Origin of the sequence: Alistipes megaguti (genome assembly GCF_944320325.1) — a bacterium.
Lineage (GTDB): Bacteria > Bacteroidota > Bacteroidia > Bacteroidales > Rikenellaceae > Alistipes > Alistipes megaguti.
The window spans coordinates 51,970-67,011 of sequence record NZ_CALUHA010000003.1 but is presented as its reverse complement, the minus strand read 5'-3'; the positions used below and the strand labels follow the sequence as shown (position 1 = coordinate 67,011).

Here is a 15,042-nt window from a genome sequence, read left to right as displayed (position 1 = left end):
CACAAACCTCCGCCAATCACTCCGGAAGCCGGCTGATCTCGGCGAATGTCGCATGCACGTACGCCGCCAACTCCTTCGGCGCCACACGCAGTTGAAGCCCCCGGACCCCCGCACTGACATAAATATACGGAAGCGTCTCGGCCGACGTATGGATGTAGGTCGGGAAGGCCTTCTTCATCCCGATCGGCGAACATCCGCCCCGGATATAACCCGTCACCGGAAGCAGCTCCTTCATCGGAATCAGATCCACCTTCTTATTGCCCGAAACCCGCGCGGCAGCCTTCAGGTCCACCTCGTGGTCGCCCGGAACCACACAGACAAAATAACCCGTACGGTCACCCTTCAAAACCAGCGTCTTGAAGACCGTCGAAATATCCTCGCCCAACTGCGCAGCCACGTGCGTGGCGGCCAGATCCGTCTCGTCAACCTCGTAGGGAACCAACTCGTAGGCTATCTTCGCGCGGTCGAGCAGCCGTGCCGCATTCGTCTTTTCAATTTTGCCGTGTGCCATAAGCTGTCATCATTTTCAACCGTTTTGCCGCAAAGGTAGTTTATTTTCTGCGATTCTGAACTTTTTTCTTACATTTGCCCGCATATGTACGGAGAATGATTTTCGGGTTGCTGTCCGCCCTGCTCGGAACTGCCGGCGCCCATGCTCAAATGATCCGGATACGCGGACGTGTGACAGACTCCAACGGCGAGCCGTTGGCTTTTGTGAGTGTGGTATTCCCCGGTACGACCGTCGGGATTACGACCGATGAACAGGGCTTCTATTCGCTCGAGACGCGCGACCCGGTCATCCGAAACCGCGCGCGCAACGACCCCGACCGCCACGATACGTATCACTGCCGGACCTACACGAAAATGGAGCTCGATCTGACGAATATCCGGCCCGGGTTCCGCAACCGACGCATGCAGCGCAACTTCGGATTCATCTTCAACTACATGGACACCTCGGCCCTGACCGGTCAGGCCTATCTCCCGGCCATGATCTCCGAATCGACGGCCGACCTCTACCGCAGCCGTTCGCCGGAGTTCAAACGCGAGGTGATCCGCGCCAGCCGCGTCTCGGACGTCGACAACTACATCGTGCTCTTCAACGCCCGCTTCGCCAGCCCGCTTTCGGCCAGCGGCCGCAGCATCGGATTCGCGACAGGAGAGCGCCGCACGGAGACAAAAAATTCCCGGTCGGCGTGTTTTCCCGCCCGTCTTTTCGTATCTTTGCCCTCCGAAAACGAACTGCAATCATGAAAAAAGCCGCTTTATTCGATATGGACGGCACGCTGGTGGACAACACACTGGCTCATGTCCGCGCCTTCGAGGTCTTTTGCGCCCGCTACGGCGTCGAGGGCTGGCAGCAGCGCCTCAGCCAGGCCTACGGCATGGGAAACGACGACATCATGCGTCTGATCCTGCCCGAGGAGCTGATCCGCCAGAAGGGCGTCAAGGCCCTCGGAGACGAGAAGGAGGCCATCTACCGTGAGATCTACGCCCCGGAGATCCACCCCGTCGAGGGGTTGCGTCAGCTGCTCGAACGACTCAACGGGGCCGGCATCCGCTGCGCCGTCGGGTCGTCGGGCTGCCGCGCCAACGTCGACTTCGTGCTCGAAAAGTGCCGGATCGGACAATGGTTCGAGGCCCGCATCTCGGGCGACGCGGTGACGCATTGCAAACCCGATCCGGAGATCTATCTCAAGGCTGCGGCGGCCGTCGGGTGCGATCCGGCCGACTGTGTGGTCTTCGAGGATGCCAAGGCCGGCATCGAGTCGGCCCGCCGGGCCGGCGCCGGGCGCATCGTGGCGCTGGCCACCACCCTGCCGCGCGAGGTGCTCGAGCGTGAAACCAGTGCCGATCTGGTGATCGACACCTTCGCCGATCTGACCGACCTCGACGCGCTGCTGGCCTGATCCGTCCCCGGGTCGTTCTGTGGATCCGGTGCTTATGGCGGCCCGCTGACCGGGCCCTTCTCCGGGCTCAAAGCCTCACCGACACCTCCCTGCCGAAGAGCGAAAAAACGCACATTCCTGTCGGGAAATGTACGTTTTCGCCTGCAAAAGAGTCACATTTGCGAAAAATTCGCTAATTTTGCGCCGCTTTTAAAAACAGATGCTTATGTTCCGTGGACTTGCCACCGTCGCGTTGCTCGTCATCTCCAACGCCTTCATGACGCTGGCCTGGTACGGGCAGATCGCCTTCAAATCACGTCTCGAACGCTTCAGTCTCATGCTGGTCATCCTCATGAGCTGGGGCGTCGCCCTCTTCGAATACTGTTTCCAGGTGCCGGCCAACCGCATCGGCTCGGCCGAATTCGGAGGACCCTTCTCGATCTGGGAACTGAAGGTCATTCAGGAGGTCGTCTCGCTCTCGGTCTTCACCATCTTCGCGCTGGTCTTCATGAAGTCCGACACGCTGCGCTGGAACCATCTGGCCGGGTTCCTCTGCATCATTCTGGCCGTCTACTTCATCTTCCGCAAATAGTCGTCGGGAGGGCCGGACGGCCGACCCCTACCGAATCGCGATCCGTTCGACGGGCTGCGTCTGTGTGCGGTCCAACGGGTGGACCTGGTAGCTCACCCGCGCAAAGTCGATCTGCGAGAGGTCGATGCAGCGGATCGTATTGTTGTAGGCCGTCTTGTAGTAGACCACACGGTGGGTCAGGTCGATGGCCGAGGTCCACTGCGTGGCGCTCGGAATGTCGGGACACTTGCCGGCCGGGTGCTCCAGACCGATCGGCACGTCAAAGTTGTTCAGCAGGTGGAAACACTCCTGCACCGTGGCGAAGGCCGTGGCACGCACGGGGGCCGTGGCACGGAAAAAGGCCGCACGTACGAAACGCGACGGCGGCGTATCGTCACCCGGAAGCCCCAGAAATCCGGCCGTGGCCCCGAAGGCCCGAAGCGTCTTCTCACCGATCTTGCAGGGTTCGACATCGCCCGGACGCAGATTGACGTAGTTGTTCAGATTGGTCACCTGCCACTCGAAGCCCGGGGCGTTGGTCAGCACTCCCACCTCATTCTCGTAGAAGTGCGGCACGCCGCCGACGATCTCCAGCACCACCTGGCGGCCCGACGGCTCGCCGATGCGCCAGTGCACGACGGCATTGGCCTCGAGCCCCACGATGCGCACCCCGCCGATCGCGGCCTTCACCTCGTCGATGGTCGAAAACTGCGTCAGAATCCACTGCGCCACCTCCAGATCAACCAGCGTGCGGGCGCTCTGTGCCGGTTGATAGGTCTCGTAACTGCCGTACTGCGGGAAGAAGAAGAGTCCGGCCGAAAGTCCCGCCTCGTTGATCCCCTCGGCGATGAACTGCTTCTCGACAACGGCCAGCCCCACAACCCCGTAGCGTGCCTTGAAGGAGAGCCCCGTCTGGCCGTCGGGCGTGAGCGACTGCAGCCGTTCGCCGCGCGGAATGACGACATACATGCTCTCCAGGGCGCTGTTGCCCCACTCAATCGTCCGCGACTGGATGTAGCTGCCGTCGGCCGCCGTGAGCGAGATTCCCGTACAGGCCAACGCCTCGAAGGCGCCGCCAATGGCCGCAAGGGCCAATAACAGATGTTTTGCTTTCATCTCTTTTCCGATTTTAATGTGCTTGATCGGGTGAACCTTCCACGGGTCGGATACGCCCCGGGGCCGGATCCCGAAGTCCGGCTGCAAAAACCGAACCGCGAAAAGAACCTCACGGCCGAATCGTTTCCCGAAATTTTTACTAAATTCGCCTCGTCAAGCATAACCCGGAGATACGGAGCCCGGCTCCGATCTCCATAAAACGATACGATATGATCCGTTTGAATGTTTTTATCCGCACGACGGAGAGCAACCGTGACGAACTGGTCCGCACGGCCCGCGAACTGGTCACCGCTTCGCTCAAGGATGAAGGATGCGTCGCATACGACCTCTTCGAAAGCGCGACGCGCCGCGATGTGTTGATGATCTGCGAGACGTGGAGCGACGCCAAGGCGCTGTCGGCCCACGAACGTTCGTCACACTTCACGACCCTCGTTCCGCGCATGGAGCAACTCGGTGAACTGAAGCTCGAAAAGTTCGTCTTCTGATCGCCGGCAGACTCTGCGCCGCCGAGATGCCCGTCCGAGCCAATGCCCGGACGGGCTTTTTCGTGGCTTCGGGTTTTCCGGATCTCCCGGGACGCCCCGGAGGGTTTCCGGCCCGCCCGGAGTCCGCGGGAAAAGGCGGTTCCCGGCACGCTCAGATTCGCTCCGGAACTCCCGGTTCCGGAGCGGAACCGGCAGACGTCCGTTACTCCTCGACGGGACGGAATGCCTCCTTGTAGAGTCCGCACACGGGGCAGGTCCAGTCGTCGGGAATCTCCTCGAACGGCGTACCGGGGGCGATGCCCGTCTCGGGATCACCCTTCGCGGGATCGTAGACGTAGTCACACGCCGTGCAGCGATAACGGCGAGGTACGGCCCGGTCGGCCACCTGCTTCCAGTCGATCAGTTCCCAGAAGGCCTTCAGAAAGTCGGCCCGTCGGTTGCGCCAGTCGATGTAGTAGGCGTGCTCCCAGACGTCGACCGTCATCACCGGGCGCAGCCCGTCACGCAGCGGATTGCCGGCATTCGACATCGCCACGATCGAGAGGTGTCCCGCACGGTCGGCCGCCAGCCACACCCAGCCCGAGCCGAACAGCCCCAGAGCCGCCCGGGTGAACTGCTCGCGGAAGGCCTCGACCGAACCGAATTCGGCCGTGAGTTTGGCAGCCAGTTTCGCGGGTACGGGACCCTGTTCGGGGGTCAGCTGGCGGAAGAAGAAGGTATGGTTCCAGGTCTGGGCGGCGTTGTTGAAGATCGCCCCGTCGGCCTTGCGGATGATCTCCTCGAGAGGCATCTCCTCGTAGGGAGTGCCGGGAATCAGGGCGTTGAGATTGTCGACGTAGGTCTGCAGGTGTTTGCCGTAGTGATAGTCGAGTGTTTCGCGGCTCATCTTCGGAGCAAGGGCCTCCGGTGCATACGGAAGCGCAGGCATTGCATGTTTCATGGCAGTTCGTTTTTTATTGAATGAACAAGACGTGTCGCAGAACTCTCCGCAACACGTCCTGAAGATAGCAAAAATCCCGCACGTTGGTATCATGACGACCGAAAAAATCATGTTTCGGCCCTTACCCCCCCGGGACCGACCCGAGACTGACCCGGGTCCGATTTGCGACCGGCCCGGGACCGACCCTATCAAAACCCAAGACCAGCCAGCCCGATTCCGGCCCGGGACCGACCTACGACCGACCCGATTCCACCGCGCCGCGTGCGGACCAGGCCGGTTCGCCGGATCAGAAGTTGGCCTTGATGCCGACGGTAAACCGCGCGCCCGGTTCGGGGAACCAGGCCTCGTTGTAGAGTTTCCGGTTGAGCAGGTTGCGGCCCTCGGCAAACAAGGTCACGCGACCCGAAACATGCCAGTCGAAATGGGCCCGCAGATCAACTCCGAACGGTGTCCGGAAGGGATCCAGCGCCTCCTTCTCCAACGTGCCGCTCGTCTCCCACGTCGAGCCGTCCACGCCGGCAGACTGCAGCGTATACCGATAGACCGACCAACTGCGCGCACTCTCGAACAGGGCCTCGACACCGAAGGCGATCCTGCGCCCCTCATAGACGATGCCGGCATTCCCCGCAAAGGCCGGATCGCCGTTCTTCAGATCGGTTTCGTCGTTGTAGAGACGGCCGTGAGCCCCGAGGTCGATCTTCAGCGAACTCAACGGACGGATTTCGATCTCGCCGTTGAGCGACGTCACGGTCTGGCGCGCCTGGACCGGCAGGAACAGCACGTCACACCCCGTGTCGGGTCTTGCCACCTGCCATCCCGTCCAGAAGAGGTGGTTGTCGTGGATCGAAAAGCCCGCATAGAGGCGATAGGCAACGATCGAATGCCAGAGGCTGCCCCCCAGACCGAGGCGGAAGTTGTAGTCTACGGAACTCTTCGCAAGCCACAGCGAAGTTTCGTCGTAGATCGGGAAGAGGCTCTTGCCCTGCGGCTGGTCCGACGTGGTGAGGAAGGCGTCCGACGGCCACTGCGACGAACGCACGTAGGGGTTCTGCTCCGTGAGCGAGCGCAGGTCGTTCGGATGCACCTCGCCGTCGGCCTCGACGAAGGGCTGCAGTCCGGGCGTGCCGAGGTTGAAATTCAGCCGCAGGTAGGGAATGAGGTAGTTGCCGCGCTCGTAGTCCGCAAGGGCTGTCGTGCCGACACGGTCACGGTAGTAGTCGGCCCCCGCGTCGAGCCGAACCACCCCGCCGTCGAAGCCGTAGCGCACTCCGGCACGGATCAGCTGCTGGTTGCTGCCCTCCAGATACTTGTGGCCGCCCAGGTAATCGTAGGCTATCGACATGCCAAAGCGGCTGCGGCCCCAGGCCCAGGCAATCCGGCCGTCAGCCCCGATCGAACTCTCACGTCCCGACATGTCCGGAACGGGCAGATCGGAGTGGTCGAAGAAGAGCCCGCCGTGGAGCCCCACCTCGAAATTCAGCCGGCTCAGATCCTGGAAATCGTCGCCGAAACGCAGCTGCAGCCGTGCATCGCCATAGTCGGTCATCGCCCCGGCACCGAATGCGAGCTCCGGAACGGAGGGTACCCAGACCCCGTAACGGTGATACATGCGGTTGTCGTAGGAGAGTTCGCCCTCGAGCGTATGGCGTCCGATGTATTTGCCGGCCGCAATGCCCGCCCGGTTGTACATCCGCGTGGAGTTGTGCTTCCCGCCGAACGGATTGGCGATCTTCGCATAATATCCCGCATGGTTCACATAGGCCATGGCGTAGCCCGTCGAGGGATTCTGCGTCGTGGCGTAGAAATCCAGCACGGAGTTCAACGGATAGCCCGCCCCGACCTTCAAGTAGAAGGGCTGCGGACGGTTGAACTCCCAGTAGGTGACCGTCGCCGGACGGATCGGACGCGTCGTGAGCGTCGTGCGCAGCGACAGCGGCGTCACCGTATAACCGATCTCGGGACGCATCCGCGTCGTATCGTTCATGTCGGGTTCTATCGCCAGCTTCGCGGCGCTCTCCACCCGCGGGACGTAGGCCTTCGTCACCTCGACCTGCTTCTCCACCTGGGCCGCAACCCACTGCGGCACCACCATCGCCGCACAGGCGGCTATCATCCACAATCGTTTCATCATCAGTTGAGTTTAGCGATTCGCGCCCGGGCCTCCTCGACAATGCCGTCATCGGCGGGCGAATATCCGTCGGCCACGCTCTGCCACGTGGCCCGCGCCTGGAACGTATCGCCCCGGCGCACGTAGACCTCGCCCAGCAGCAGGTAGGCACGGGCCAGCCAGTAAGGCTGCGGGTTGCGATCCGAGAGGGTGAAGACCTCCTTCTCGGTACGGTCCAGATCGCCCGACGCAAAGGTCGCCTCGATCAGGCGGTAGGCCGCCTCGGAACCCTCCTTCGTGCGGACCTCCGCAGCCAGGTCGCGGTAGAGCTTCGCGGCCTCTGCCGCATCGCCCCCTTCGCGCAGCTGCGTGGCCAGCGCATACTTCGCCTCACGCGTGGCCGTCTGACCGGCATCCGGAAGCGCAATCACCTCGCGGGCCGCCGCGGCAATCTTCGCGGCGTCACCGCCGGCCACTCTCGCCCGCACGTAGCCCGTCGCGGCATCCTCACGCGCCGTGCGCGACGGCGCCACATCGTAGAGCCGCCGGTAGGCCGCGGCGGCCTCGTCCCAACGCTTCTCGGCGCAGGTCAGCTCCGAAAGCTTCTCCAGCACCGGAACCGTATAGGGGGTCTTGCCCTGATCGGCCAGCGCCGTGAGGGTCTCGATGGCCCGCTCGCGGTTGTCGGCCACCAGATAGCAGTCGCTCAGGTAGTAGAGGGCATCGGTGCGGTAGGAGCCCTTCGGATAGGTCTCGACATAACTGTTCAGGGCACGGGTGGCGGCCGTGCGGTCGCCGTCGAGGTAGAGTTTCTGCGCCGCGGCAAACGAGAGCGAGTCACGCGACAGGGCCGTCAGATCGCTCTCAATGCCCGCCCGGGCCGCATAGTCGAAGTAGGCATCGGCATCACCCTCCGAGACGTAGATCTCGCGGATGCTCTGCATCGCACCCCGTGCCTCGGAGGATTGCGGAGCCGCATTCACCACGCGGTCGTAGCAGGCCAGCGACTTCTGCCGGTTGCCCAGATTCAGATAGGCCAGACCCAGGTCCGACCAGGCGGCCGTCACCCGCGGCGACGAGGGGTAGCGGGCCACGAAACGCTCCAGCTGGGCGGCACCTTCGGCATACTTCTGCTGGGCGATGTAGCTGCGGCCCAGTTCGTAGGAGGCCTCGTCGGCATATTCGCCGCCCGCCGCCTCGATCTGCCGCAGGGCCTGTTGTTTCTGCTCCGTGCGGCCCAGAATGCCGAGCGTCACGGCCCGTTTGTAGCGGGCGTACTCCGCCTCGGGGGTGGCCAGCGCAATGGCCCGGTCGTACTCCCCGACCGCCTCTTCGAAACGGCGATCCGAGTAAGCCACGTCGCCCAGCCGGTTCAGTGCATCGGCCCGGTAGCGGTCTTTCGGCGCATGGGCCGCGAGGAAGCGGCGGAACGAATCGCCGGCCTGTGCCCAGTCGTTGCGGTCGAAGGCGCAGTAACCGAGGTTGTACCACGCCAGGGCATACTCGCGTTCCGTACGCGGCGCCCGTTTCAGATAGGCGTTGTACTTGGCCGCAGCCACGGCGTAGTCCCCCTCCCGGAAGGCAATCTCACCCTGCCAGAAGGTGCTCAGCGCCGTATACTTGGGACTGACGTTGATCGACTGCGCCTCGGCCAGGCACGTCCGAGCCGTGCGGATATCACCCGTGCGGTAGGCCTCCAGTCCGCGGTAGTAGGCGATCTTCTGCTGCGCGGCACGGATCTCCGCATCGCCCGACGGCATCGCCTTGATGGCCCGGTAGGCGGCTTCGTAGTCGCGCGAATTGTAGTAGGCGGCAATCAGCAGCGTCCGCGCCTCGGCGGTCCGCGGCGTCGAGGGGTAACGTTCGATATAGCGCGTCAGCAGGTTGATCGCCCCGTTGAAGGCCCCGCCGCCCAGTTCGTACTGCAGTTTGGCGTAGTTGAACAGCGCATCCTCGGCGATCGCGGCATCGAGCGACTCGTCCGTGGCCATGGCAAAGGCCTGCATCGCACGCTCCTTGTCGCCGGCCCGCAGGTAGCAGTCGGCCAGGTGGTAGGAGGCGTTCTGCGTCAGGGCATCCTCCGCGCCGCACGCCTTGCGCAGCCACTCCGCAGCCTCGGCATAACGCGCCGTGCGGTAGAGCGAGAAGCCCTCCAGGTAGCAGGCGTCGCGGTCCATCTCGCCGCCCGAAGTGCGGTAGGCGGCCAGATGTTCGAGCGTGCGGTTGAAATCCTCGAGCCGAAACCACGACTCGGCAATCACACGCTCCAGCTCGGCACGGCGTTCCGGCACGGCCTGCCGGGCCAGCGCATCGCCATGTTCGACCACGTAGCGGTAGTTGCCCTCGCGGAACTCGATCTGAAGCAGGTAGTAGGGAACCAGCGCCCCGTAGGTGTCGCTCTTCCGCAGCCGGAGGAAGCCCTGTTTGGCCCGGGCATAGCGGCCCTCGGCATAATCGATGTAGGCCAGGTAGTAGTGCGCATGGTCGGCATACTCGCTGCGGTCGCCGATGCGCGAAAAGTGCCCGCCGGCCTCCTTGTAACGGCCGTCCGTGAACTCGACGTAGCCCATGCGGATGTCGTACTGTTCGCGGCGCTGCGGACTCAGGGCCTTGTAATTCGTACGTTCAAAGGCTTCGCGCGCCCGGGCCATGTTCCCCGCCGCGCAGTAGAACGATCCGAGCGAGAAGCGCACGTCGTTGGCATAGACCGACTGCGGATAACGCTCCTCGAAACGGCGCAGGGACGCCTCGGCATCGGCGCTGCCCAGTTCGACGGCACACGCCGCCAGGTAGTAATCAATCTCCTGCTGCAGGGAACGGTCGTCCGGGGCCATCGCCTCGCGGGCCCGCAGCAGTTCGTGGCGGGCATCGCTCCAACGGCCGTAGCCGAACAGATCGCGGGCCCGCCGCATCAGGGTTTCGGGATCGCTCTCCGCGGCCCGTACACCGGGCGCACAGAGTGCCAGCGCCATCAACGGCAGCAATATTCGGAATCTTCGCATAGTCAATTCAAGTTCATCTCCGCGCTCCGGGCGGCCGGGGCGGATGGAGAATCGGACAAAGATAAGAAAATTTATCCGACGCCACACCCTTAAAGGAACGGAATTTGCCCGCGGCGTATTGTTCAAACCAAAAACCGAATACCATGACTGAGAAAGTGAACGTTCAGATGAACCGCGCCGGGCGTTTCGAACCGCGCGGAGGGGCCGATACGGCCTCGATGAACCCCAAGGAGCTGCTGCTCTATGCCGCGGCGCAGTGTGCCGGGCAGACCGCCGCCGCCATCATGCAGCGCGAACGCATGAAGCCCTGCAATTTCGAAATCAGCGTCTCGGGCGACCTCTCGACCGAAACGCTCCGCACCGAGAGCACCTTCACCTGCTTTCATGTCGTCTACAACGTCGCGTGCGCGAGCGAAGAGGACTGTGCAAAGGCCAGCCACGCCCTCGAACTCACCCACGACAAGTATTGCGGGCTGGTGCAGATGCTCTCGCGCATCGCCCCCGTCTCGCGTGAGATCGCCGTCGTGAACACCGCGCCGGTCAAGGCCTGAGCCCCTCGCGCCAGTTCAGAAAAGGCAGCGGGCGAAGACATCCTCGACTCTTCCGATTGAGGAAAAGCGTCGGGAATCTTCGCCCGTCTGGTGTCGGGAAGGGAGGTCACTGCGCCGTGATGCGGCGGTAATCCGACAGGGCTGCGGCGTAGTTGAAGTGGGCCCGGATGGCGTTGGTATAGAGCTGGATCCAGCTCAGCTGCGCCTGCATCACGTCGAGGATCGTCGCCAGCCCCTCGCCGTAGGAGTAAGTGCTGATCTGCAGGTTCTCGCCCGCGATGCGCAGGCTCGCCTCCGAGGCATCGACCTGCGCCCGGCTCTGCACCAGCGCCGTCCAGCCGTTCATCTCCTCGCGGACGATTTCGTCGTAACGCTGTTCGGCCGCCCAAGCCTGCTGTTCACGGGCGGCCCGGGCCGCGGCCACCGTGCGACGCCGCTCGCCCCAATGGAAGATCGGAACGGACAGCTGCACGAAGGCCGAACCGTCGATATGCGTGCGGCCGTCGCGGTTGGGCGTCGCCGGCTGCCATGAGCCTCCCACCCCGACGCTCACCTGCGGATTGTACGGGGCCCGGGCCGCCCGCACCCCTTCGTCGGCCTGCTCCGTGCGCAGCAACGCGGCCGTATGGTCGGGACGTCGCGCCACGGCCTCCCCGGCCGGAATGCGGCGCGGCAGCGGCAGCGTGTCGCGGATGCTCTCGCGCAACGACACGGACTCGGCCGGATCGGTGCCGCGCAGGATGTTGAAGTTGTGCAGGGCCACCTCGCGGTTCTGCTCGACGCTGACCAGCGAATACTCCGCCTCGCTCAGCCGCGCGTCGATCATCAGCACGTCGCCCTTTGCGATATAGCCCTCGGCAAAGCGGCGGTCGACGACCTCCTTCAGCGAACGGATCAGCGAGACGTATTCACGCATCGCCGCGGCGTAGAGTTCCACGGCCGAGAGGCTCCAATAGGCGTATTCGGCCGCGTAGCGCACCTCGAAACGCGAAAACGCCTCCTCGCAAAGGGCAATGTCGCTTCCCAGGGCCGTCTGCCGGGCCGCCGCACGCACGGCTCCGCCGCCGTAGAGCGTCTGCACCAGCTGCGGCAGCACACCGAAGGTCCACTGTTCGGCGCCCTCGCGGCAGCGGAACGCCCACGAGAAGTTCCCGGCCAGCGACAACTGCGGCAGGTAGCCCGTACGCGCGGCGGCGGCCTCGGCCTCGGCGGCCCGGCTCCCGGCCCGGGCGATTTTCAGCGTCCGGCTGTAGGAGGCGACCTCCGTGCGGTACTCTTCGAGCGACGTCTGCCCGAAGGCGGCAACAGGCCCGGTGAGCAGCAGAATGAGTGGGAACAAGCAGGTTTTCATGGTCATCGGATCCGGTAAAAGAGGGCATAGACTACGGGCAGGACGCAGATCGTCAGCAGCGTGGCCACGAGCAGTCCGCCCATGATCGTGGCGGCCATCGCGCCGAACATCGCATCGAAAAGCAGCGGCAGCATGCCGAGGATGGTGGTCCCCGAAGCCATCACCACGGGGACGATGCGGCTGCGCGTCGCCTCGACGAGCGCCTCGCGCGGCGTACGGCCCGCGGCCCGCAGCGTGTTGATCTGTTCGACCAGCACCACGGCGTTCTTGATGTTCATCCCGACGAGCCCCAGCAGCCCCAGCAGCGAGAAGAAGTTGAAGATCCGGCCCGTCACGGCCAGTCCGAAGACCACGCCGATGAAGATCAGCGGGATCATCAGCAGAATGACCACCGGCTCGCGGTAGTTGCGGAAGAGCAGCAGCAGCGTGATGAAGATCAGCACCAGCGTCAGCGGCAGGTAGCGGCCCAGTGCGGCGTTGGACTCCTGCTGGCTCTCCTGCTCGCCGAAGACGCGCATCGCATAGCCCGCGGGAAGGTCGACGGCACGGCGGAGGGAGTCCTTCAGTGCCGCGAAGAGCTGCATGGTGTTGACCCCGCGCACCGGGTCGCACTGCGCCTTCATCACCCGCTGGCGGTCAAAACGGCGGATCACCCCCGGGCGGAAGTCGAAGCGCACGCCGTCGGTCGCCTGCTCGATCGAGAAGACCCGCCCCGAAGGGTTGAAGATCGGCAACGACTGGAGGTTGGTCAGGTTATAGGCGGCGATATTCTCATCCTTGAGCAGGATGGGCAGCGTGAGATCCCCCTCGCGGTACTGTCCGAGCGGATAGCCCTGCGTGGCGATGGTGATGCCGCGGGCCAGCTGGCTGCGCGTGATGCCGATGCGCTGCCCCTTCATCTGCGAGTAGAGCGGCTGCCAGGTCGGGATGCGGTTGCCCCAGCTGTTGCGGATGTTCGTAGCGCCGGGCGTACGGTGCATGACAGCCTCGGCCCGCGCCGTCAGGCGCCGCAGCGTGTCGATGTTCCCGCCGATGAAGCCGAACTCGATCGCCGCATCCGGCACGGGCGAGAGCTTGAACAACGACGAGCGCAGCCACACGTCGGGGAACGTAGCGGTGACCCAGCCGTCGAAACCCTCCTCGACGGCGGCCGTCTGACGGCTGTCGTGGAGCTCGACGAGCAGGTTGCCGAAATTGGGCCGCTGCGACGAGGTGCCGCTGGCCAGGTAGTAGCGCGGCGGCGTAGCACCGGCCGTCCACGAGACGCACTTCACCTCGGGCTGTTCGTGCAGCCACGCCTCCATCCGTTCGAGCTGTTGCTCCGTATCGTGGATGTTGTACCCCTCGGGCAGCAGCACGTCGGCCCGGAAGTAGGGTTTGTCGAGCGCCGGGAAGAAATTCTGCGGCATGCGGCCCATGACGGCCAGCGACACGACAAAGAGTGCGGCCACCGCGGCAACGGTCGCCCAGCGGTGGCGCAGCAACGCATCGAGCAGGCGATCGAAGGCCCGGTAGAAGCGCGTATCGTAGGGATCGCGCCGGGCCGGGGCGACCTGCAGCAGCCGCACGCCGAAGAGCGGCGTCTGGGTCAGGGCCAGCACCCAGCTCAGCAGCAGCGAGAAGGCCACCACAACGAAGAGCGGCCGCACGATCTCGGCCACGGACGACGGGGCCAGATAGAGCGGAAGAAACGAGAAGATGGCAATCAGCGTAGCCCCCAGCAGGCTCCAGCGCGGGGCCGTGGCCCCGGTGATGAAGGCCTCGCGGCACGCCGCGCCGCGCCGCATCGCCTGACGCGCGTTATCCGTGACGACGATGGCGTTGTCGACCAGCATGCCCATGGCGATGATGAAGCCCGCCAGCGAGGTGCGGTTCAGCCCCTCGCCCGCAAACTGCATCAGCAGCAGCGTGCCGCCGATCGAAAAGAGCAGCGACGTGCCGATGAGCACCCCCGGGCGCAGCCCCATCACCAGCATGATGACCGCCACGACGATGGCCACCGACTCGACCAAATTCCACAGGAAGGTGCGCGTCGCCTCGCGGGCGATGCGGTTCTCGGGGTAGAGCACCGTGAGCTCCATGCCGAGGGGCATTTCGCCGCGCAGTTCGGCCAATCGGGCGTCGATCCGCTCACCGACACGCACCACGTCGCTCCCCGATTCGGTCGAGATGCCGATTCCCACCGCCCGGCGTCCGTCGACGCGCATCAGCGTCTGCGGCGGATCGGCATAGCCGCGTTCGATGCGGGCCAGGTCGCCCAGGCGGTACTGCCGGCCCGAGGAGGAGATCAGCAGCTGATTCTCCAGATCGTCGAGCGAATGGTAGGTGCCGTCCTCCAGAATGCGGATCTGCAGCTCGCCGGCCTGCTTCTCGCCGCTGTCGACCAGGGTGTTCTGCTGGCCGATCGTCGCGACGATCGTCTCGGGGCGGATCGCAAAGTTGGCCAGCGCCGAGAGGCTCACGTAGACGTTCACCACGGGGCTCTGCTCGCCGAAGAGGGTCACCTTCTGCACCCCGTCGAGCGTCACCAGCTCGCGTTTCAGCCGCTGGGCCCAGTCGCGCAGCTCGGTCAGCGTGAAGCCCTCGTCGGCCGAGAGGCCGTAGTAGATGCCGTAGACGTCGCCGAAGTCGTCAGCCACCGCAATGGCCGAGGCCCCCGAAGGCAGCTGCGGCTGGATGTCGAGCGCCTTGCGGCGCAGTTCGTCCCACAGCTGCGGGATCTCGCGCGACGGGGTGCCCGGGTCGAGTTCGACCAGGATCCGCGAACGTCCGTAGTGTGATTCGGAGGTGATCTTGTGGATGCGGCGCATCGACTGCACCTCGCGTTCGATGGGTTCGGTGACAAGTTCCTCGACCTCCTGCGGCGTCGCCCCCGGGTAGGAGCACATCAGCAGGGCACTCTTGATGACAAAGGTCGAATCCTCCTTCTTGCCCAGGCGCAGAAAGCCCGCCACGCCCCCGACCAGAAGCAGGACGAGAAAGAAACCGACGACGCGGCCGTTGCGCAGCGAATAGGTAGTGAGATTCATGGCC

Annotated in this window: 12 protein-coding genes; 5 read left to right on the top strand and 7 right to left on the bottom strand. The window is 64.3% G+C overall.

Annotated elements, in window-relative coordinates; translation table 11 throughout:
- Positions 1 to 16: 16 nt before the first annotated feature.
- Positions 17 to 511, bottom strand: a complete 495-nt coding sequence (ybaK, locus tag PUQ42_RS01525; RefSeq protein WP_273370318.1) for a Cys-tRNA(Pro) deacylase — start codon at positions 509 to 511, stop codon at positions 17 to 19.
- A 170-nt stretch (positions 512 to 681) separates the two neighbouring features.
- Between ybaK and PUQ42_RS01520 the strand changes: the two genes are divergently transcribed.
- The 3 genes from PUQ42_RS01520 to PUQ42_RS01510 all read left to right on the top strand — a co-directional run bounded on the left by PUQ42_RS01520 (position 682) and on the right by PUQ42_RS01510 (position 2,478).
- Positions 682 to 1,251, top strand: coding sequence for a peptidase associated/transthyretin-like domain-containing protein (locus tag PUQ42_RS01520; protein WP_273370317.1), 570 nt, complete (start codon positions 682 to 684; stop codon positions 1,249 to 1,251).
- A complete protein-coding gene (locus tag PUQ42_RS01515; protein WP_087403526.1) occupies positions 1,248 to 1,907 on the top strand; it encodes an HAD family hydrolase in 660 nt (219 codons plus the stop codon). Before PUQ42_RS01520 ends, PUQ42_RS01515 begins: the two co-directional genes overlap by 4 nt.
- A gap of 205 nt (positions 1,908 to 2,112) precedes the next feature.
- Positions 2,113 to 2,478, top strand: a complete 366-nt coding sequence (locus PUQ42_RS01510; protein WP_087311329.1) for a DMT family protein — start codon at positions 2,113 to 2,115, stop codon at positions 2,476 to 2,478.
- 27 nt (positions 2,479 to 2,505) lie between these two features.
- Here PUQ42_RS01510 and PUQ42_RS01505 read toward each other — a convergent pair whose 3' ends face one another.
- Entirely contained in the window at positions 2,506 to 3,573 is a 1,068-nt protein-coding gene (locus PUQ42_RS01505; protein ID WP_087311365.1) for a linear amide C-N hydrolase, read from the bottom strand.
- A gap of 209 nt (positions 3,574 to 3,782) precedes the next feature.
- On the opposite strand from PUQ42_RS01505, the gene PUQ42_RS01500 reads away from it, so the two are divergent.
- Positions 3,783 to 4,058 (top strand): putative quinol monooxygenase, encoded by a 276-nt coding sequence (locus tag PUQ42_RS01500; protein WP_087311330.1) that lies wholly within the window; start codon positions 3,783 to 3,785, stop codon positions 4,056 to 4,058.
- 202 nt (positions 4,059 to 4,260) lie between these two features.
- Here the strand turns inward: PUQ42_RS01500 and rd are convergent, their stop codons facing one another.
- The 3 genes from rd to PUQ42_RS01485 all read right to left on the bottom strand — a co-directional run bounded on the left by rd (position 4,261) and on the right by PUQ42_RS01485 (position 10,107).
- Positions 4,261 to 4,998 (bottom strand): rubredoxin, encoded by a 738-nt coding sequence (rd, locus tag PUQ42_RS01495; RefSeq protein ID WP_122121346.1) that lies wholly within the window; start codon positions 4,996 to 4,998, stop codon positions 4,261 to 4,263.
- Positions 4,999 to 5,284: 286 nt separating this feature from the next.
- Positions 5,285 to 7,126, bottom strand: coding sequence for a hypothetical protein (locus tag PUQ42_RS01490; RefSeq protein ID WP_273370311.1), 1,842 nt, complete (start codon positions 7,124 to 7,126; stop codon positions 5,285 to 5,287).
- Positions 7,127 to 7,128: 2 nt separating this feature from the next.
- Positions 7,129 to 10,107, bottom strand: coding sequence for a tetratricopeptide repeat protein (locus PUQ42_RS01485; RefSeq protein WP_273370308.1), 2,979 nt, complete (start codon positions 10,105 to 10,107; stop codon positions 7,129 to 7,131).
- A 143-nt stretch (positions 10,108 to 10,250) separates the two neighbouring features.
- Between PUQ42_RS01485 and PUQ42_RS01480 the strand changes: the two genes are divergently transcribed.
- The gene (locus tag PUQ42_RS01480; RefSeq protein ID WP_122121350.1) at positions 10,251 to 10,658 is read left to right on the top strand and encodes an OsmC family protein; all 408 of its coding nucleotides are present in this window, start codon (positions 10,251 to 10,253) and stop codon (positions 10,656 to 10,658) included.
- Positions 10,659 to 10,764: 106 nt separating this feature from the next.
- Here PUQ42_RS01480 and PUQ42_RS01475 read toward each other — a convergent pair whose 3' ends face one another.
- A complete protein-coding gene (locus tag PUQ42_RS01475) occupies positions 10,765 to 11,997 on the bottom strand; it encodes a TolC family protein (RefSeq protein ID WP_273370306.1) in 1,233 nt (410 codons plus the stop codon).
- Positions 11,998 to 12,011: 14 nt separating this feature from the next.
- Positions 12,012 to 15,038, bottom strand: a complete 3,027-nt coding sequence (locus PUQ42_RS01470) for an efflux RND transporter permease subunit (RefSeq protein WP_273370304.1) — start codon at positions 15,036 to 15,038, stop codon at positions 12,012 to 12,014.
- Positions 15,039 to 15,042: the final 4 nt, after the last annotated feature.